We start from the raw sequence: 19,200 nt of genomic DNA, 5'->3' as shown, positions 1-19,200 counted from the left end.
GCAATAATGAAGAGAAAATACTAAATTTTAAAGGAGATTTATTCATAAAAAAGAGGCTAGTGGGTATCGTTCTTTTTAGTATCATCTTAACAGCATGTGTGTGGGGAACGTCTGATGATTCTTTCCAAACTTCTTCAGATTATTCAGGTGCAAAAAACAGTTGAGGAGGAAGCATAACAAAATTACTTAACTGCGGGAGCAATACCAGATGGACAGCTTATTGGATTTACTTCCCAACATCATGATAGGGAAGTATGAATGAAGCAATTGATTTTTGGGAAAGCACTATAGAAATAATGAAAATGAAGTTCTATGATGGAATTGCATCGTATCCTAATAATTCAAGTATGAAATTTACGGTACAAAATGTAGATGATAAAGTGATTAAGACAGAAGAATTATGGAAGTAATAAATCGTAAGCTGTTAGGAAGTCTGGCTTTTTGTTATAGTGTATACATATTAATGGAACGATTGGAAAAAGGAAAATGACAGTGAAAGCATTATTTTCTAGCATCATAAAAAATAATAATTATGTTCATATTTTTAATAATATAACAGACCAGAAAGAATATTTAAATAAGGTGATTGATTATATCCTCTCTGCCATAGAACAAGAAAAGCATATTTTAGTCTTCGAAAGTGAAAGGTTAATACGTGAACTACACAAGGAGTTAGAAAACATATTGACGAAAGAACAATTATCATATGTGCATACTATAAATAATTTTGATTATTATTTTTCAACAGGAAGCTTTCAACCTTCTGTAATCTTCAATAATCTTACAAAAATACTGTCTCCTTTTGTAGAGAAAATATATCCATAAAGTGTTGGGCACATGTGGAATGGGGCGAGCAGGAAGGAATTTTTAATATATTGAAAGAGTTTGAAAAGGAAGCAGATAATTTTGTGAGACTAGGTGGTATGAGCCTAGTATGTGCTTATGCCGGCGATTGAATTCATACGCTTCACACTTCACTAATGACTTCACACAAATTTATTATTACTGAAAATAAAATAGTAGAGTCAGAATTATATTTATTGGATGAAGCTGACTAGTCCTATATAAATCCAGCAGCCAGCTGGTAGTGCAAGACGATATATAAAAGGTACAGAAGTAATTTGGTCATAAGTCGTTTAATACCTGTTATATTCGTTTATACATTATTGATTAACAGGTAGAAGAATTAAATTATCTATAATGTAAATCGTAATTATTGCGATTTACATAATATCCGTGTATAATGCAATAGTAGTTGTTATTGTAAGGAGTGAAAATTTTTGAGTAATAAAAAAATCCCGGTAATGGTATTAAGCGGATATCTTGGTTCAGGTAAGACAACACTGCTTAATCATATTTTATCTAATAGAGAAAATCTTAAAGTTGCTGTTATCGTAAATGATATGAGTGAAATTAATGTTGATGCATCATTGGTAAAGCAGGGAGGATTTTCGAGAACAGACGAGAAGCTGGTAGAAATGCAAAATGGCTGTATATGCTGCACACTTCGCGAGGATTTAATAATAGAAGTGGAAAAACTCGCCCAAAACGGTGATATTGATTATATTATAATTGAATCCAGCGGTATTAGTGAGCCAATCCCGGTTGCGCAAACATTTACATATGTGGATGAGAGTATGGGGATTGATCTAACTGAATTTTGTAGACTGGACACTATGGTAACGGTAGTAGATGCTAATCGGTTTTGGCATGATTATGGTTCAGGGGAAAGCTTGCTGGATCGTAAACAAGCTGTTGATGAACTGGATGTTCGAGAAGTAGCTGATCTGCTAATAGATCAAATAGAATTTGCCGACGTTATCTTACTGAACAAAATGGATTTAATTTCAAAAGAAAATCAAGAAAAATTAACAGCAATCATTAAACAATTTAACCCTGAAGCGAAAATATACAGAAGTGAATTTTCACAAGTTCCACTCGATAAAGTGTTAAATACAGGCCTTTTTGATTTTGAAGCTGCTAGCCAAAGTGCAGGTTGGATGAAAGAACTTAATGAGGAACATATACCTGAAACAGAAGAATATGGAATATCTTCTTTTGTATATCGGAGAAAGAAGCCGTTTCATCCAGTTAGACTAATGGCTTGGATTGAAACATGGCCAGCAGAAGTGGTACGTGCTAAAGGGTTTATATGGCTAGCGACTAGGAATAATGATTCTGGGCTGTTATCACAAGCAGGCACATCTTTATCGATTCAAGGAGCTGGGAAATGGGTAGCTACATACCCGGATACGGAAATTAACCAAATTCTAGAGGAAGATGCTGTGCTGCAAAAAAGATGGGATCCTGTGCATGGTGACCGAATGACAGAGTTAGTTTTGATTGGCATTGGAATGGATCAAAAGCAACTAGAAAATGATTTAGATAAGTGTCTTCTTACAGAGATAGAAATGGCTAAAGATTGGACCAAATTTTTAGACCCATTTCCATCATTTAACGTCTAATAAAAGAATCAGGAGGAACAAAAATGAGAGTGAATATTACATTGGCATGTACAGAAACAGGAGACAGAAACTATATTACTACAAAAAACAAACGAAATAATCCAGATAGAATAGAATTAATGAAATATTGCCCACGTTTAAAAAGACGAACTTTGCATAGAGAAACAAAATAAGTATTGATTAATTAGTTATAGTTTTTAAATCGTAATAGTTTCGATTTATAAAAGGAGGTTAAAATAAGTGGCAAAAAAATCTAAAGTAGTAAAAGAGAAAAAACGGCAAGCTATGGTGGAAAAGTATGCAGCTATTCGGATCGAATTAAAGGAAAAAGGTGATTATGAAGGACTTAGAAAACTTCCGAGAGATTCCTCTCCAACACGCCTAAAAAACAGATGTGAAGTTACTGGCAGACCTAGAGGGTACTTAAGAAAATTTAAAATGTCCCGCATTGCCTTCAGAGAGTATGCTCATAAAGGGCAAATTCCAGGTGTTAAGAAAGCAAGTTGGTAATAAGTTAATAACCAGAGTAATGCCCCCCTATTTTTGGAGTAGGGGGGCATTTATCATTAACTTGTTAAGATTATGGTGGCGGATAGAAAAACTTCTCATAATTGGTGTACATATACCGTATACTGCTCCACTTTCATTTTGGCTTCATCTTTATTGTCTGCATCAACAATTGTACAGTTTTTATATAAAGTGAATGATATGATTACCTGCTACTAAGCATAATCCAAGTAAAATCGCTGTTAGTGATTGTTGACCTATAAGTTTAAAAGCTTGTATAAATCCTAACTCTTTCCATATTGTAGCCAAGGTTACGACACATGATGTCAATGTAGAGGCTAAAAACACTAATAAGAATAATTGGAAATTAGTAAGGATAGAAAACAGCGCGCCATTTCCTTCATTTAAAATAAGGATTCCATCTTTTCTTATTATTGAAAAAGCCAAAGCTGCTGCGCCTTCTACTGGCAAATGGAAAAGTTGAAATAAAGGATGAAACAGTAAAGCAATAAACGAAATGATATTCATATATTGCAACAAACTAGCAGTAATGCAAATAAGTAGAAAAATAGGCATTGCCTGCTTAAAAAATTGCGCTAAGTCACTACTTACTTGAAGCTTTATCGTTTTTAATTTTGGTTTTTGAATAAAGGCTTTTCGAGTAATAGTTGATGGAGGGAATGATTGCTTTTTAAACCACAGATAATTGTGAATGATACCCCCTATAAGTAACAGGAAAATATAGGGAAAGAAAAGCCGAACAGCATGGGCTGAATTAAAAATCGATAAAGTTGCACCAATTTGATAACTGCATGCAGACCCAAAAGAGATAAACGAGATACATTGGGACCTGTTGCAAGTATGACAACCTCTGCTTTGAAAGACTGCAACAACATTACAGCCAAACCCAGTGATGATCGGTAGTATATCTCTGCCAGTTAAACCAATTTTATATAACATTGGTTCCAATGTATCTACTATGCGATCCTTTATGCCGGATTCTTCTGTCATTGCTTTACTGCAGCTAATCATCAACACAACTGGAAAGGCCCAAATAAAGGAATAAATTCCGAGTGTTAATAGTCCATAGTTCCCTACGAAAATTTCTTTAATAATGCTGGGAGCACTAGTAAAGAATAGTGTAAGTTGACTGAGTATATACTTTTCAATCAACGGCTGTAACAAGTTAGAAAACTGGTATGCGACGATAACAGGAAACAAAAACATGGCTACTAAACTTAATAAAGCAACGAAGCTTTTGCCAAAGTAACTTTTCTCAAAAAACAGAGTAGGAGGGTCTACTTTAGAAATCGGTAAGTTTATAAGTTCCTTTAGTTGTGATTGATTTATCGTATCATTTTCCTTTAAACACTCTTTAAATAAGTTAACAGTATCCTTTTCTACTTTTCGGGTATCTACAATAAAGATAGGCAGCTTTTTTCTTGTTATTTGTTTAAGAAGCAAACTCTTACCTTCAGGAGACATTTTATCTGAAAAGGTAACAAATAAAAGAATCTTTTTGGTTGCTTTTTCAATATAAGGAAAAAGCTTTTCCAATTCCTCTGCAAAATGTGTACCTCTTATTACAAGAATAATAGTAGAAGCACTATATATATCTTCATAAAGTTTTGTCTGTATTAGTGAATTTGCGTTATTAATGCCGGGTGTATCAATTAAATTTCCATTCACAAAATAAGTACTTTCATTATGGATAGTTGATCCTTTCACATTTATTTCATTACCTATCGACCTACCAGCTAACTTAGTAAATAAGGTTGATTTTCCAGAAGATTCAAAGCCTAAAATTAATGAATTTAGGCTTTGGGTTTGAATTTTCTCCTCTAACACTCACAATTCACCTCGCAACAAGATAAATCGTCTAAAAACAGATTGTTTTTTCGGTATAAATCAAAAATTTCGATTGGATATTGGAAATTAGTACGATCAAGTATTTCTTTAACAATCACAGCAAATCTTTGGCGGAATTTATATATATAGCAGAAAATAACCTGCTGATGCCTAACATTTGGTCCTGCTAAAAATACCCCTGCAGTAATAGTAGATTCATCTTTATCTGTTAATTTAGGCGACTGTTCATTTTCCCACTCAAAAAGAGAATAAATTTGTTTAACACCAGGAATAAAACCAGCAGCTAAAATTGGTCGGGTTTTTGAAACATGAGTAGTTCCATCAGACAAATATAATACATAGTCATCATCTCTTTTAGAGATCTTTAAAACCTCTACATCAAGCAGTTCTAACCGACCTGTCTCATCAGCAATTTCTAATCTTTCCTTTGTAAAAGGAGACAAGGATTTACTCGGATCAGCCTCAACATTGTCCCATGGAGCACTTCTAGAAATGACTGTAACATTCTTTTCATTTGCTGTAAGATGATAGGCAGCATCTATTCCGCTTTCGTATCCGCCTATAACGGTGAATTCATCTCCTTGCAAGTTATCCCACGATTTAACTAAACTGTTATGAAGAGCAAGCTCCGCACCCTCAAAGGGTTTTAAATTAGGTGTTTGATATTCACCTGTTGCCCAAACTAAAAAAGGTGCTTCTATCATTTGCTTGTCTGTATATAACAGAAATTTATTATTATCTTTAACTACTTTATCAACATAAGCCTTCTTTATTGGCAATTTATAGTGGTGAGCTAATAATTGAAGATAATCTGCATATTCATTGCCTGTTAAGTGTTCTTTCCCGAAAGTAAACGCTGGAGAAGTTTCAGGAGTCAGGGCATTCAAATCTAACATCCCGAATCCATGCCCTGTAAAGGAAGGGGTAATCAGCTTCATTTCCTTTGGCCATTTTCGAAAACTGGCACCAATTTCTTCCTTTTCTAAAATCACAAAGTCCTCAAAGTTCATTTTCTTTAATAAGATACCTAAGCCAATTCCAGATGGCCCTGCACCTACAATAACTAATTTCATTGAAAAGTCATCTCCTGATTAAATATAAGAGAGCAAATTTAATATAGATTGCCTCGAATGTTATGTAAATAGTAATGATTACGATTTGTAGTATAAATTAATATAAATCGTAATCATTACGTTTTATATTAAGCATTTTAAAAAAATAAGTCAACTAATTGTTTCTAATTATTTTAAAAAGCTAAGGAGTTTTAATAGAGTTGGCCAAGGTAGATAGGATGTGAGCAATCGTTAAAAGTTAGAAAGGGGGAGGACCGCTATTAAGTTGGACCTCCAGTGTTATGAGTTTGCTTATGTACATTGTTCTTACAATAAACTACAACTTAAGAACGAATTCCTGCAAAGGCGTTTTCTACTAAATACTGGACATATGTTTCATCCAATGTATCTCCAGTAACAAGCAATCGATAAAAAATCGGCCCATAAATGAGATCAATGCATATGTCAATGTCGAGTCCTTCTTTCAATTCTCCTAGTGCGATTGCCTGCTCCAAAAGACCTCTTGCCTCCAGTCGTCGAGGGCGAAAAAAACGAGTTCGATAGGCTTCTGCCAATCCTGAATCAAACTGTCCTTCACCTAGTAACTGCGTTATGATTGTCCCTTCTCGACTGGTTAAAAAATTGGTTAAGTTAGTAGCGTGAATGACAATATTATCTAATGCTGAACCAGTATCAGGCACAGGCAACCTAGCAGTGGCAGCATCTAGGAAACTCTCCATTATTACAGCAGCCTTATTCGGCCACCACTTATAAATCGTTGCCTTGCTGACTTGAGCACGCTCGGCTATTTTATCAACCGTAACGGCTTGGAAGCCGTTTTCTAATAATAATTCATAAGAAGCGGAAAGAATAGCCTTATGTGTTTCCACATTGCGGGGCCGGCCTCTTTTTCCATTCATGAAGATCTTCCTTTCATTCATTAATTCTATAAAAAAACTATACGTTCAGTATATCAGTTAAGTATCCAAAATAAAATCCGGTTTGCCTATTTACAAAACTAAACGTTCAGTATATTATTTAATCATTAATTAATGAACTAAACGTTTAGTATTTAAAATTAAAAGGAGAGGGACTAAAACCAAGTTCCAAAAGAAGTAGCAGGAATGAATAAAACCATATTTTATAAGGAGTTGTTTGAATGTCTATTTTTAAATCTCAATCAATGGAAAAAAATATCCCGTCGTGGTTAACCATACTAATAGCTGCAGCATGCGGTATTATTGTTGCTAATCTCTACTATGCACAGCCACTAGTGGGAATCATCAGTGAGTCCATCGGATTGTCTGCAACCAGTGCTGGTTTGATTGTAACTTTAACACAGTTTGGTTATGTTATAGGTTTGTTATTTATAGTGCCTTTAGGTGATATTATGGAGAACCGAAAATTAGTTTTTTTCGCGCTGCTTCTCACCGGGATAGCCCTTGCCATCACTTCAGTAACAAAGCAGGAGGCCCCATTTTTAGCAGCTTCCTTTTTCATCGGTTTAGGATCAGTCGCAGCACAAGTACTTGTGCCTTTTGCATCATACCTTGCATCCGATTCTTCTCGAGGCCGTGTTGTCGGCAATGTGATGAGCGGTTTGTTACTAGGCATAATGCTTGCCCGTCCATTATCAAGCTTGGTAGCTGACTATTTTGGCTGGAATTTTGTTTTCGCTTTTTCTGCAGCAGCAGTAATGCTTTTGGCTTTCGTACTATTAAAGGTGCTGCCAGAAAGAAAACCTACTACAAACACAAGCTATAAAGCTTTGCTCGGTTCGATGTGGTATTTGCTGAAAACAACACCAATATTAAGACGAAGAGCTGCTTATCATGCATTTGTCTTTGCGTCATTTAGTTTATTTTGGACAACAGTGCCAATGTTTTTAGCAGGTCCAACATTTGATTTTTCACAAAAAGAGATTGCACTATTTGCACTTGTCGGTGTAGCAGGTGCAATTGCTGCACCAATAGCTGGGCGGTTGGCAGATAGGGGGTGGACCAGACCAGCAACAGGAGTGGCACTCGCCACCGTCATCATCTCCCTGCTGTTGCCGCTGCAGATTCATACTGGTTCCAATACAGGAATAGTTATACTCGTCGTTTCTGCGATTCTATTGGATGCAGGTGTATCGGCAAATCTTGTTCTTGGACAGCGCACTCTCTTCTCATTAAGTCCAGAAATCCGCAGTCGTTTAAATGGGTTGTTTATGGCTATTTTCTTCTTCGGAGGCGCTATCGGCTCTGCGGTTGGAGGTTTGACATACGCAAAAGGCGGCTGGAGTGCTGTGTTATGGATTGGAGCGGCATTTCCAATTATCGCAATACTTTATTTTGCCACTGAAAAAAAGAAAAAAGACTTGTTGCATGCGAGAAAGTGACGCCATATATAATAGATGAAAAAACCATCCCATGACGAAAAGGGGATGGTTTTTCATCTATTACAGACTTCCTTGTAAGACACAGAAAATCATGTAATGAGAAGAAAAGAAACCCTTTAAATAAAAAATTCACAGAATATACAAGAGAATATTGCAATTATGTGAAGCTTACTAGTACTTTTTATTCAATAGAAAAAAACATGCTACAATAACAGTGTAGTAAAAACATACAAGATCTTGTGAAGTAGTGAACAAATGAAAATAGAGGAGCTGGAGTAAAATGTTAGACCTATTAAGAAAAAATAATATCGCAGCAGGTATTTTAGCAGTATTCCGCATTTATCTTGGTTATCAATTTATTCATGCTGGTTATGGAAAAATAGTGGGCGGCAGCTTTGATGCAAGTGGTTTCCTTCAAGGAGCAATTGCTTCTAGCACAGGCGATCATCCTGCGGTACAAGGCTGGTGGGCAGCATTCTTAGAAAACGTTGCATTACCGAATGCCGGTCTGTTCACATTCCTAGTACAATGGGGAGAACTACTTGTAGGTATTGCCTTAATTCTAGGTTTATTCACTAACTTTGCAGCCATTATGGGAATGATGATGAACTTCTCTTTCTTATTCAGCGGTACAGTAAGCACAAATGCCCAAATGATTCTTCTTGCAATCTTCGTCGTAGTAGCAGGAGCAAATGCAGGTAAATTCGGATTAGACAGATATACAATGCCTTATCTTAAAAATGTTCTTACAAACAAAACAAATAAAAGAAAAAAAGATGCAGCAGTTGTATAAGTAAAATGATAGTAAAGAAGTCAGGCAGCGATGTCTGGCTTTTTTTGTATCTTTTTTTAAGCTAATAATAATTAATTAGAACGCTTTTTTGGCTATGTAATTGAAATAATTCTTTCGATAAAATAGAAATAAATTGAAAGGAGGCTGCAATGAATACTAAATGGAAATGGGTCGCTTGCATTTTTGGTGTGTTTATCATTTGCTGTTATTTTCATACCAGTTGAATTGAAGAAAGATCAGAAACGAACAATTTATGATATAAACAGGATTCGTGCAGAAGAAACTTTTAATCAGGAAGAAAAGGAATATATCGTGTATTTTTGGCAGAAAACTTGTTCTTCTTGTAAAGAAATAGAACAAACAGTATTAGAGTATAGGGAAAAGTATCCCCTTTATATTGTCGATATGGAAAATGATAAGAATAAAGCTGCTTGGTATGATTGGGAACAGCATCATAAAGAATACGACCAGGTTATTGGCGAGGTTAAAAATGGCAAAGAAATAATAAATGGACATGTGAATATGGATGAATTCTTGTATGATCGTGAGGTTGAGTGGTCCATTGAATTAACAGAGGATGAAAGGATAGTAGCTGTTCATAACACACCACTTGGTAATACAAAACCGATTGTGAGTGCAGAAATAGAAATTACAGGTACACCGACTATGATAAAAGTTAAAGAAGGAAGAACGGAAGAATTTAGTGTTGGGACTATCGAAGCTTTAGATTTATTGAAGTGAAGGACTTATATTTATTACCAATTCTTCCAGTGTTATGGCTATTAATTGAACTTTTCTATTAATTCAATTAATTTGAAAAAGATATTGATATACTTTGTTAGAAGCCAAATAAATGGAGGTATATCAATGAAAAAAATGAAAAAACTAATTGTATTAGTGGTAATTATATTATGTTTAGGGGCTGCTTTACCTAAATATAATCAAAGTGTTTCTGCGGAATCAATCGTAAGCGCTTCAAGTGACGAAAATGATTTATTAGGTATTATGGAAGAAATAACTGATGAGCAATTTAATAGTAGTGTACAAGCAATAAATGATGGGATTACTATTGAAAATGGAGTGTACAAGTTTGACAAAAACCTAGTTAAAGATACAACCTTAACTGAAAAGGAGATTGAAAATATTGATGCATTATTTTCAAACTTTCTTACTCAAGGGGAAATTGCTGAAGTTGATAAGGTTGTGGTTGACGATGAATTAGCAAAAGACGACATTAAAAAGAATGGTAGAGCTATACCAGCTGTACTACTAGCAGCAGCTACAACAGTTGCTGCATTTGTTGCCCTTGCTATTATTGTGAATATAATAAATGATTTGTATAAACTTTCAATGTCAGGATATTGTAGTAAATGGAAAAAGTATTCTCAGATCAAAAAGGCTTGTAAACAATTAGGATATTTAAAATGATTATCCCTATAATTATAATTATTGGATTTGGGGCTACTACCTTAGGAGTGTTGTTTTTTGGAATTTACTTTTTCTTAAAGTATTTTAAAAATTTTTGGAAAGAATGAAATTTATAAATAACGTAAACGAAAGAACTTTTGCAACTACGTACTGTAGTTTAATTTAAAACTTTACCTAATAAACCCAACAGTCTTCAAACTGTTAAGTTCGAAAACTGCTGGGTTTATATTGTAATAAAAAAGGAGGATTTAAACTTACACATATCTGTCCAAAGTCACTTTTCCTGATTTTCTCAATATATTAGGTTCATCTATCTTTGCGATTTTCTCTATCTCTTTTAAAAGGGAAGATCTTAGCCATAGAGTTTTTAAAATGGATACGGTTGCCTCAATAATGGGAATCAATATAATTTCTGTTAGCCTTTGTCTTCTGAACATAGTTGGTTAACTCATAGGTTTTTTTATGCTTTGTTTAATATAATGAATATATACTCAACAATTGTAGTTTAATCATTTTAAGGTTATAAAGGGCAGCATTCCTGATTAATTAAAACTAGCTTATGGCAGAAACGGGGCAGCATTCCTTTAATAAATGAAGAGAACCTTTCTTGTGTCACAATCATGGCAGTTATGTTGAAGAAGGATTTTTCTATGTCTTGGCGAATTTTTGGTTCAATAGCACAAGAACGAGTTGCCATTTAAGTAGCAATTTTTAGGGAGAGTAGATGTTGACATGAATCAATTATATTTGTCATTAAATGAAGCTGGATTGATTTTTAAGGGGCAAGCAGCACTTGCTCAAGAGGAGGTTGATTACATTTTGCTTGAAACCTATGAGAACGGAACAACAAATTCAGTGGATGTGAATACATTCGAAACGCTTTTTGGGGATGCAAAAGGTAATCCGACCTATGAAGCCTTGTCAGGAACTCATACTTTTAAATTGGGAGATGAAAATTACACAATGACTGCTGAAGAAATGGGCTATCAAAAGTATTTCGACCAATGGAAAGAAAAAGGATTGTTTAAATCTTTGTCGACTAACAGGAGAAAGATTTAATCAGCAAGAGTTATCATCTGGTTGGTACTACATCACTACATCGGCAACATTCCTGTAATACATGAAAACTTAGCTTATGGAAGAAACATGGCAGGATAGTTTAAGTGTATTCCTTCACAAAGTTAATGATAAATCTATAAATTAGAAATGTGCTTAGTAAACAGCTAGCTGCCGAATGGTAGTATATGATATTTATAGGAGGTGTTATGTGTAACAGAGTAGCATAAATTAAATAAACTAACTAATGACAGAAAAATGGCAGTTAGATAGTTGAGGAATACTGCAGGTAAGATTAATAAATAACTTAACTAGGCATAAGGAAGATAGTTAAGAATTTTTCTATTTTTTTAATAGTGAAGATCTAATCCAGAGATTGTTTAAAATAGAAATAATTGCACCAAGGACGGTAATCCATATTACGTCTGTTAGCCTTTTTCTCCTGAACATAGTTATCTCCTTATTTAAGTATATATTCAAATAAAGCTTGTCCTAAAAATTGGTTTTTTAGAATATATCATACACTAAGTTCATATAATCTTATGTGTAAATAAATAATACAACTTGCTCGAAATAGCCTCCTTTGTCAAAGGGGGGCTTTTTCGTTTGAGAAGATCTGCATTGTGTTTAAATTTTTTCCTAATTCCTTAAGCTCTAAAAATTTATTTAGCTTGTTTATTATCGTCGTCATAAAAAACAAATGCAGTATACCTTTCATATCTCTGGACTATCTCGGTTATTATTTTTATATCCGTTATGTTTTTATTAGCATTATTCCTTAGATAAACATTTAATACTTCTTCAAATAATTCTTTCTCAGCACTAATCTTTTGCACTTGTTTCAAGCTAGGTCACCTTCTCTTGCTAATTTAATAATAATTGTATAGTAGATGTTTTTATTTTGCTCTTTTTATTGTTATTCATACTATATAGATGAGGTGATCTGTTCGTAAATGTATAAAGAGAAAAATTTTAAACATAATACATTTAGGCTATGAATTTCTAGCTTGCTGACTAGGAGGTGTCTATTTAAAGGCACTTCTTTTTTATAACATTTTAGAAGGGCTGAAAGACAAATGAGAAGAATAAGAGCTTCAATAGGTAATCAAATTATATTTAAAAGAGAAGGTTTAAATGTTTTGGGGTATGTTGTTATTGTTAGGGAAAATAGTGTAGTAGTTAAAATTAATAGTGATATTGCTATGAAGTTAAAATACGAAAACAACTTAACAATAGTGAACCATAGTAAATTATGAGATTATAGTCGAGAATGGGACAGTTGCATAGCTCTGATATTAGTTGTCTCAATTATGAAGTTTCAAAATGCAATTATTAAATAATTCTTATATTAGGAGGCTTGATACTTTAAAGCTTAGCAGTATCAAGCCTCCTTAATGACATTTTACATTACATTTGGTGGAGTATCATGTTCTGCAGGAGGTGCTGGCTTTAGTTTTGGAGCTGGACCAAAAGGAGGTACATCTTTTACATACTGGAAGGTCCCTAATCCATCCATACTTGGTCCGGATGCCCATCTGCCCGTACTACTTTGATCTCCCATTGAATGATTTAAGAATAAATAAGAAACTTCTCTTTTTTCTAATTCTTTTGGGAAAGTGCTTGGTACTACGACGTTTTCTTGTTGTTCTAATTCATAAATAGCTGCTAGCCATTGATTTTGATGCATCGTGTCTCTTGCGATTAGGTAGGATAACATATCTTTTATGCCGCGATCATCTGTCATTTCATAAATTCTAACAGCTTGCAATCTACCTTGTGATTCTGCATGCAAGTTAGACCGCATATCAGCTAACAGGTTTCCACCGGCAATAATATAACCTGCATTCCATGGAACTCCATCACTATCTTTTGGAGTAGCTGCTAAGCCTGACACAATCGCATGTTGTGGGTCCATTCCTCCAATAATAGCTGCCATGGCAGGATTCTTTGCTGCTGCAGCTTCCAACTCTGTTACAGGAGCATCATCCAACAAACGAGCAACCATGGTAGCTAACATTTCAATATGTCCGATTTCTTCTGTCCCAGTATCTAAAAGTAAATCACGATACTTATCATGGCTTCTTGTACCCCATGCTTGAAACAAGTACTGATTCATGACAGACATTTCTCCAAACTGTCCTCCGATTAGTTCCTGTAACCTTCTTGCCATAATTGGATCTGGCCGTTCTGGTTTCGCTTGATAAGCCATTTCCTTTATATGATAGAACATTAAAATTTCCTCCTCATAAATAAAACTCTATATAGGCTATTCACTAAGGAGAAAAGGGTTAACGTAAGGAGAAATATACCAGTACAAAAAATGTACTATTGTGGACATATTAACTAGGTCACGGAGGGAGGGAAAGCAATGGCAACATTAGGTTTACATGAAACATTGGAAGTGCATGAATTACTTACATTTAAAAGTTTATGTTTAACAAAGTCATCGACAATGAATAATCTTGTACAAGATGAGGAATTAAAACGAATTTTAAGCCAAGATGCAGCTTTAAGTACAAAACATATTCAAAGTCTTCAAAATTTCATGACGAAGGGAGGTATACAATAATGAATGAAAGCGTTCAGAATCTGACGGGTATGGGTGCAATGACGGAACAAGTTATTGCCACAGACTTGTTGATCTCAGCAAAATCAGGAATTAAAAATTATGCCTTAGCTATATCTGAATGTTATACTCCGGAACTGAGACAAGAACTTACACAGCAGTTTATGGATGCAGTAACAGTACATGAAAAAATCACGAATTACATGGTTAAAAAAGGATTTTATCGACCTACTAACATAGATGAACAGCAACTTGTTGATTTGCAAACATCACAAACAGCTTTAAATTTGCAACAACTTTAAAAGTAAATAAATACTAATCCACTTTATCCTACTTAAGAGCCCTTTGTATAACACAAAAGGCTCTTTTGGATTTATAGGAATCCATTTTAAGATATAGATTATTAAAAAGGGAAAGGCACTATAGTTTAACATCTCCATATAATTATGGTTAAAGCTAAATAAGAACAGACTAAAATGACAGACAAGCAAAAGAGTATTTATTTATTACCTAAACCAGACCTGTAAAAAAAATTGTAATTAACTATTTTATTTTAAAAAGAGAGGAACAATTTAAATGGGAGAAACAAATAAAATTTTTCACCTTGCTATTCCATGTCAGGATTTAGATTCAACGATTGACTTTTATGAAAAGCTTGGTTGTAGTGTTATTAAAAGAGATTTTCAGAAGGTTACTTTTAATTTTTATGGAGATCTATTAGTTTGCCACGTAGATCCAGATAGAATTGATTTTGAGCCTAAAATGTACTCTCGACATTATGGAATGACTTTTTCAGACAAAGAAGAATTTGATCATATTTTGGCATCAGCAAATAAACATGATTTGTTATTTTTCAAAGAAACAATGGTTCACCTGCAAGGTAAACAAGGAGAGCATATTAATTTTTTCTTGATTGACCCTTCAAACAATATACTTGAATTTAATTACTACTATGATGTGAATTTAGCATATCATTCATAAATAATTAATCCTTTAAAAGATAATTTTTGCAAACGAGAGAATATAGATATTTAAAAGTTCAGTTGCCATAGGCAACTTTTTTATGAATTTCAGTTACTATAAATAGGGTGCAAAGTAGTTATTTCACAATTTTTCCCTTGTGTTTCCTCCAAGACAATACTAAAGAGCAATTATGCCTTGATATCCGAAGTACAATCCAAAACCAATTAATGAAACACCTGAAATAATTGATATAAGTATAAGGCTTTGAATAGTAAGTAGCTTTCGGAAACCAGTAGTTAAGGCAGCAATAAGTATATCCCATAATGTAAGTCCTAGAAAAATCATACTACTGTAAATAATAAGTGAATCTGTTCCATTCATTTGAGCTGTCTTAGCTAAAACAGACCCATATATGCCTAACCAGAACAAAATAGATAATGGGCTTGTTATAGACATAAAAAACCCTACAAGAAAACACTTAAATAAGGATTCCTTTTCCCTACTGTAGTTAAGTGTAATTTTATTTGCATCTTTGATGCTTTCTACTCCTGAGTAAATCAAAATAAATCCACCAAATAGCCAGAGGAAAATCTGTACCATAGAAAATTCAAGGAATTTAACCATACCCAAATAAACCATCAACATAAATATGCCATCTGCAACCATTGAACCGGCTCCAACAATCCATGCATGCCAAAAACCGTTCTTTATGCCCTTATCTAAACGAGCAGAATTTACTGGACCAATTGGTGCAGCCAGTGTAAATCCTAAAAATATGTAACCAATTAAAATGCTGGCATTCAATGAACAACACTCCACTTCAAAACTGACTTTAGTAATAACTTGTACATTTTATGAAAAAATCGACTATATCATGTCCACTAAAAATAATGAAAAGGCTCAAACCCCTTATGTGTAATTGCGGTTCATAATATAGGTAAAAGCGGATATCAAATTCCACTACTAAACATATAGTGAACATGGTAAACACCTAAAGAGAAAATTAGTAACTAATGGAGGTTTTTCTAGATGTCCAAACCCCTTATCCTACCAAGGGTATATCAACCTAAACTAAGTCTTTTGCAAACTGAAAGGGCGATAAAACAGGTAAAAGATTATTTTGAAAGTAACCTTGCTGAAAATCTTAATTTAACGAGGGTGTCAGCACCAATTCTTTTAAAAGCAGGCAATGGAATTAACGATAACTTAAATGGAGTGGAACGCATTGTTTCTTTTGATGCATTGGATATAAAACACTCTAAAATTGAAGTGGTACAATCTTTAGCTAAATGGAAAAGAATTGCCCTAGGGCGATATGGATTTAACGCTGGTGAAGGGCTTTATACAGATATGAATGCTATTAGAAGAGATGAGGTATTAGATAATTTGCATTCCATGTATGTAGATCAGTGGGACTGGGAAAAGGTTATTTCCTATGAGGAACGAAACGTAAAAACTTTACAAGCTGAGGTACAAAAGATTTATTACTCCTTAAAAACAACTGAGGATTACTTATGTAATATATATCCTCAGCTCGATCCTATCCTTCCAAGGGAAATTAAATTTATTACTACACAAGAACTAGAGAACAGGTATCCTCAACTAACACCAAAGCAACGGGAAGATGAAATTTCAAAAGAGTTTGGTGCGGTTTTTGTTATGAATATAGGTGGCAACTTAGTATCTGGGGAAAAACATGACGGGCGCTCTCCAGATTATGATGACTGGAACCTTAATGGAGATATTATTCTTTGGAATCCACTACTGGAAAGGTCTTTTGAAATTTCTTCTATGGGAATTCGAGTAGATGAAATAGCACTTTTAAATCAATTAAAACTGTCTGGAAATGAGGATAGAAAACAGCTTGAATATCACCAGGGAGTTCTTAATAAAGAGTTACCGTATACAATAGGCGGAGGAATAGGGCAATCTAGGCTATGTATGTTCCTACTTAGGAAAGCACATATTGGTGAGGTTCAAGTATCTGTATGGAATGATGAAATATTAGAAGAATGTAGGAAAGCAAATATACCACTATTGTAAATTTAAATTTTTTCATTATGTTTAAGCCGAATCCCTAAAGAATCGGCTATTTTTTTTAAGTATGCTGCTCTGATTTATTATTATTTTTATGTCTTTTCCAAATTATGTTCATGATAAAGGTGACAATTCCAATAATAGCGATTAGCATAAGGCTGACAAAGAAACCAAAGCGAATGCTTTTCTCAAAAATAGTACCACTAACAGCAGCAAGTAATAAGCAGAGCCCTAAAGTGGAGAGGACTTTATCTCCCAATTTAACTTCCAGAATTTTCATAGCTGAAATAATAATAAACGCCCAGTTATACATCTGTAAAATTCCTGCTGCCGTTGTAATATATCCATAAATTTTTCCGGGAAGAAGTAAGGCTGTTATTATGGAAGCAATTAAGCCAACAGTTGCTAGTCCTAGAGATGGAAGAGGCAAATCTTTTAGCTTTTTTATCTTTTTCCCTAAAAAAGCTGGAGCATCTCCACCTTTAGCTAATGTGACAAGTAAAGTCGTAACAGCAAATAACGATGCAGTCATAGTAGAAAATCCAGCAATAATAATTGCTCCATTAAACACATGGGGAAAAAAAGCCAAATTATAGCTATCCATCGCTGTTACAAATGGACTTTCCTTTTGGTTAATCGATTGGTAAGACACCATACTAACAGCTAATATAATGGAAATTACATAGATAACGGTAAGTACAATTAACATAACCTTTCCTGACTTAGGGGCATCTTCTTTCTTTTTTAGCTGCATAGATAAAAGACCTATTGTTTCAATTCCACCGTATGCATAAAATGCATAAATTAAAGACGACCAAAAGGCTCGATATCCTTCGGGGAAAATCTTACCAATTGATTTAGGAAGTCCTGGTTGATTACAATCCTCACAGTGAAAAACACCAAATAAAGCAATAATAGCTAAAATTATAAACATGACAATTGCTGCAGTTTTTGCGACAGCCAATATATTTTCAATTTTATTAAAGCCTTTTGACCCTAATAAAACAATAATGATAGCTAGTAACGCAAATATTGCTGCAAAAACCCATAAGGGGACATTAGGAAACCAAAATTTAGAAAGAATAGATAATGCAGTTAATTGACTACCCATTATTAATATTTTGGAACTCCAATAATTCCAACCACAGCTAAAGCCTGCCCACCGACCAAAAGCCTTCCCTGCATAATAACAAAACGATCCTTCTTGTGGATCTGCAGTAGTCATCTTGGCTAGAAAGTGGTAAACAATATAGGTTCCGATAGATGCTAAAATAAAAGATATAACCATGGAAGGTCCCGTAATATTAATACCAATTCCAGAACCGAGAAAATAGCCTGTACCTATTGTACAACCAATGCCTATCAATGATAGCTGCCACCAAGTTAAATTTCCAGACTGCTTCCCTTTAGACGATTTATTGTTTGTATCCGATTTAAACATAAAATAATCCATAATAACCCCCTTGAGGGTTATTATTTTCGATAAAACAGCATTTATCCCTTAAATGCTTAAGTGTGAAATAAGAAATTTAGCTATTGTAACTAATAAAAAGTTATTACAACATGGCTTCTTGCACGAAAAAAAGAGTCCATAAAGAACTGGTATAAAACCACCTTTAAAGACTCTCCTTTATTTGGAGTGTTTTAAAAAAACCTTTGAGAACTAAGGGGGTTCATCATTAGTTTTTACTGTTTTTTCTATTTTATACAGTCATGAAAGTAAGGGAAAAAATAGGACAAGTGCCGTGGCCGAATTGGATAAGGGGTATTATATAGAGTTAGGTAACGCAAAAGTATATAGAGCATCCTCCTCGAAGGTGTACAATGTCCACTTACACCTTTCTTTTATGTCTTTATCTTTTTTTCTATGGAATATTGCTAACCTAAAAAGTGGCAAGAAAGTGTAAATAATAAAAAATGATCGACAAAAGAAGAAATGAAAAGGGTGCACCTAAATGGTACACCAACTATGAGGAGATTTTTATGCGAGTACGGCCTGTCCTTCGACAGAGGTTTGTGACTTCCACATCACAATAATAAGATATTCATTGCAGAAGGATAGATCACGGCACTTGTCCAAGTGC

21 protein-coding genes are annotated in these 19,200 nt (G+C 34.2%); 14 read left to right on the top strand and 7 right to left on the bottom strand.

Going from position 1 to position 19,200, the window contains the following annotated elements:
- The first annotated feature begins 486 nt into the window (after positions 1 to 486).
- From ACLIJJ_RS21405 to rpsN, 4 genes are all read left to right on the top strand, one after another.
- Positions 487 to 825, top strand: a complete 339-nt coding sequence (locus ACLIJJ_RS21405; RefSeq protein WP_411411614.1) for a hypothetical protein — start codon at positions 487 to 489, stop codon at positions 823 to 825.
- A gap of 479 nt (positions 826 to 1,304) precedes the next feature.
- Complete coding sequence (locus ACLIJJ_RS21400; RefSeq protein WP_233317289.1) at positions 1,305 to 2,465, top strand: GTP-binding protein; 1,161 nt, start codon at positions 1,305 to 1,307, stop codon at positions 2,463 to 2,465.
- 23 nt (positions 2,466 to 2,488) lie between these two features.
- Positions 2,489 to 2,638, top strand: a complete 150-nt coding sequence (rpmG, locus tag ACLIJJ_RS21395; protein ID WP_233317196.1) for a 50S ribosomal protein L33 — start codon at positions 2,489 to 2,491, stop codon at positions 2,636 to 2,638.
- Positions 2,639 to 2,705: 67 nt separating this feature from the next.
- Positions 2,706 to 2,975: a 30S ribosomal protein S14 gene (gene rpsN, locus ACLIJJ_RS21390; RefSeq protein ID WP_233317195.1), complete on the top strand. Its 270-nt coding sequence runs from the start codon at positions 2,706 to 2,708 to the stop codon at positions 2,973 to 2,975.
- Positions 2,976 to 3,155: 180 nt separating this feature from the next.
- Here rpsN and ACLIJJ_RS21385 read toward each other — a convergent pair whose 3' ends face one another.
- The 3 genes from ACLIJJ_RS21385 to ACLIJJ_RS21375 all read right to left on the bottom strand — a co-directional run bounded on the left by ACLIJJ_RS21385 (position 3,156) and on the right by ACLIJJ_RS21375 (position 6,813).
- Entirely contained in the window at positions 3,156 to 4,820 is a 1,665-nt protein-coding gene (locus ACLIJJ_RS21385) for a nucleoside recognition domain-containing protein (protein WP_411411613.1), read from the bottom strand.
- Complete coding sequence (locus ACLIJJ_RS21380) at positions 4,814 to 5,914, bottom strand: NAD(P)/FAD-dependent oxidoreductase (RefSeq protein WP_411411612.1); 1,101 nt, start codon at positions 5,912 to 5,914, stop codon at positions 4,814 to 4,816. Before ACLIJJ_RS21380 ends, ACLIJJ_RS21385 begins: the two co-directional genes overlap by 7 nt.
- A gap of 323 nt (positions 5,915 to 6,237) precedes the next feature.
- Positions 6,238 to 6,813, bottom strand: coding sequence for a TetR/AcrR family transcriptional regulator (locus ACLIJJ_RS21375; protein ID WP_411411611.1), 576 nt, complete (start codon positions 6,811 to 6,813; stop codon positions 6,238 to 6,240).
- A 239-nt stretch (positions 6,814 to 7,052) separates the two neighbouring features.
- Between ACLIJJ_RS21375 and ACLIJJ_RS21370 the strand changes: the two genes are divergently transcribed.
- The 5 genes from ACLIJJ_RS21370 to ACLIJJ_RS21350 all read left to right on the top strand — a co-directional run bounded on the left by ACLIJJ_RS21370 (position 7,053) and on the right by ACLIJJ_RS21350 (position 11,553).
- A complete protein-coding gene (locus ACLIJJ_RS21370) occupies positions 7,053 to 8,273 on the top strand; it encodes an MFS transporter (RefSeq protein ID WP_233317191.1) in 1,221 nt (406 codons plus the stop codon).
- Between the two features lie 280 nt (positions 8,274 to 8,553).
- Entirely contained in the window at positions 8,554 to 9,066 is a 513-nt protein-coding gene (locus ACLIJJ_RS21365; RefSeq protein ID WP_233317190.1) for a DoxX family protein, read from the top strand.
- A gap of 225 nt (positions 9,067 to 9,291) precedes the next feature.
- Positions 9,292 to 9,807, top strand: a complete 516-nt coding sequence (locus tag ACLIJJ_RS21360) for a thioredoxin domain-containing protein (RefSeq protein WP_411411610.1) — start codon at positions 9,292 to 9,294, stop codon at positions 9,805 to 9,807.
- 126 nt (positions 9,808 to 9,933) lie between these two features.
- The gene (locus tag ACLIJJ_RS21355; protein ID WP_233317189.1) at positions 9,934 to 10,494 is read left to right on the top strand and encodes a hypothetical protein; all 561 of its coding nucleotides are present in this window, start codon (positions 9,934 to 9,936) and stop codon (positions 10,492 to 10,494) included.
- A gap of 732 nt (positions 10,495 to 11,226) precedes the next feature.
- On the top strand, positions 11,227 to 11,553 hold the full coding sequence (locus ACLIJJ_RS21350) for a hypothetical protein (RefSeq protein WP_233317188.1): 327 nt from the start codon (positions 11,227 to 11,229) through the stop codon (positions 11,551 to 11,553).
- Positions 11,554 to 12,212: 659 nt separating this feature from the next.
- On the opposite strand, the gene ACLIJJ_RS21345 is transcribed toward ACLIJJ_RS21350, so the two are convergent.
- Positions 12,213 to 12,395: a hypothetical protein gene (locus ACLIJJ_RS21345; protein WP_411411609.1), complete on the bottom strand. Its 183-nt coding sequence runs from the start codon at positions 12,393 to 12,395 to the stop codon at positions 12,213 to 12,215.
- A gap of 231 nt (positions 12,396 to 12,626) precedes the next feature.
- On the opposite strand from ACLIJJ_RS21345, the gene ACLIJJ_RS21340 reads away from it, so the two are divergent.
- On the top strand, positions 12,627 to 12,806 hold the full coding sequence (locus ACLIJJ_RS21340; RefSeq protein ID WP_411411608.1) for a DUF2187 family protein: 180 nt from the start codon (positions 12,627 to 12,629) through the stop codon (positions 12,804 to 12,806).
- Between the two features lie 146 nt (positions 12,807 to 12,952).
- Here the strand turns inward: ACLIJJ_RS21340 and ACLIJJ_RS21335 are convergent, their stop codons facing one another.
- Positions 12,953 to 13,780, bottom strand: a complete 828-nt coding sequence (locus ACLIJJ_RS21335) for a manganese catalase (protein WP_411411607.1) — start codon at positions 13,778 to 13,780, stop codon at positions 12,953 to 12,955.
- A gap of 138 nt (positions 13,781 to 13,918) precedes the next feature.
- On the opposite strand from ACLIJJ_RS21335, the gene ACLIJJ_RS21330 reads away from it, so the two are divergent.
- The 3 genes from ACLIJJ_RS21330 to ACLIJJ_RS21320 all read left to right on the top strand — a co-directional run bounded on the left by ACLIJJ_RS21330 (position 13,919) and on the right by ACLIJJ_RS21320 (position 15,097).
- Positions 13,919 to 14,119, top strand: a complete 201-nt coding sequence (locus tag ACLIJJ_RS21330; RefSeq protein WP_411411606.1) for a hypothetical protein — start codon at positions 13,919 to 13,921, stop codon at positions 14,117 to 14,119.
- Positions 14,119 to 14,418, top strand: coding sequence for a spore coat protein (locus tag ACLIJJ_RS21325; RefSeq protein ID WP_411411605.1), 300 nt, complete (start codon positions 14,119 to 14,121; stop codon positions 14,416 to 14,418). Before ACLIJJ_RS21330 ends, ACLIJJ_RS21325 begins: the two co-directional genes overlap by 1 nt.
- A 274-nt stretch (positions 14,419 to 14,692) precedes the next feature.
- The gene (locus ACLIJJ_RS21320) at positions 14,693 to 15,097 is read left to right on the top strand and encodes a VOC family protein (protein ID WP_411411604.1); all 405 of its coding nucleotides are present in this window, start codon (positions 14,693 to 14,695) and stop codon (positions 15,095 to 15,097) included.
- A gap of 159 nt (positions 15,098 to 15,256) precedes the next feature.
- On the opposite strand, the gene ACLIJJ_RS21315 is transcribed toward ACLIJJ_RS21320, so the two are convergent.
- Positions 15,257 to 15,883: a LysE family transporter gene (locus ACLIJJ_RS21315; RefSeq protein ID WP_411411603.1), complete on the bottom strand. Its 627-nt coding sequence runs from the start codon at positions 15,881 to 15,883 to the stop codon at positions 15,257 to 15,259.
- A gap of 225 nt (positions 15,884 to 16,108) precedes the next feature.
- On the opposite strand from ACLIJJ_RS21315, the gene asnA reads away from it, so the two are divergent.
- Complete coding sequence (gene asnA / locus ACLIJJ_RS21310) at positions 16,109 to 17,122, top strand: aspartate--ammonia ligase (protein ID WP_411411602.1); 1,014 nt, start codon at positions 16,109 to 16,111, stop codon at positions 17,120 to 17,122.
- 55 nt (positions 17,123 to 17,177) lie between these two features.
- Here asnA and ACLIJJ_RS21305 read toward each other — a convergent pair whose 3' ends face one another.
- The gene (locus tag ACLIJJ_RS21305; protein ID WP_411411601.1) at positions 17,178 to 18,569 is read right to left on the bottom strand and encodes an amino acid permease; all 1,392 of its coding nucleotides are present in this window, start codon (positions 18,567 to 18,569) and stop codon (positions 17,178 to 17,180) included.
- Between the last annotated feature and the right edge of the window lie 631 nt (positions 18,570 to 19,200).

The organism is Niallia laureatilytica (assembly GCF_046613985.1).
Classification (GTDB): domain Bacteria; phylum Bacillota; class Bacilli; order Bacillales; family Cytobacillaceae; genus Niallia.
The sequence above is the reverse complement of the archived record's forward strand: the minus strand, read 5'-3'. Positions and strand labels throughout refer to the sequence as shown.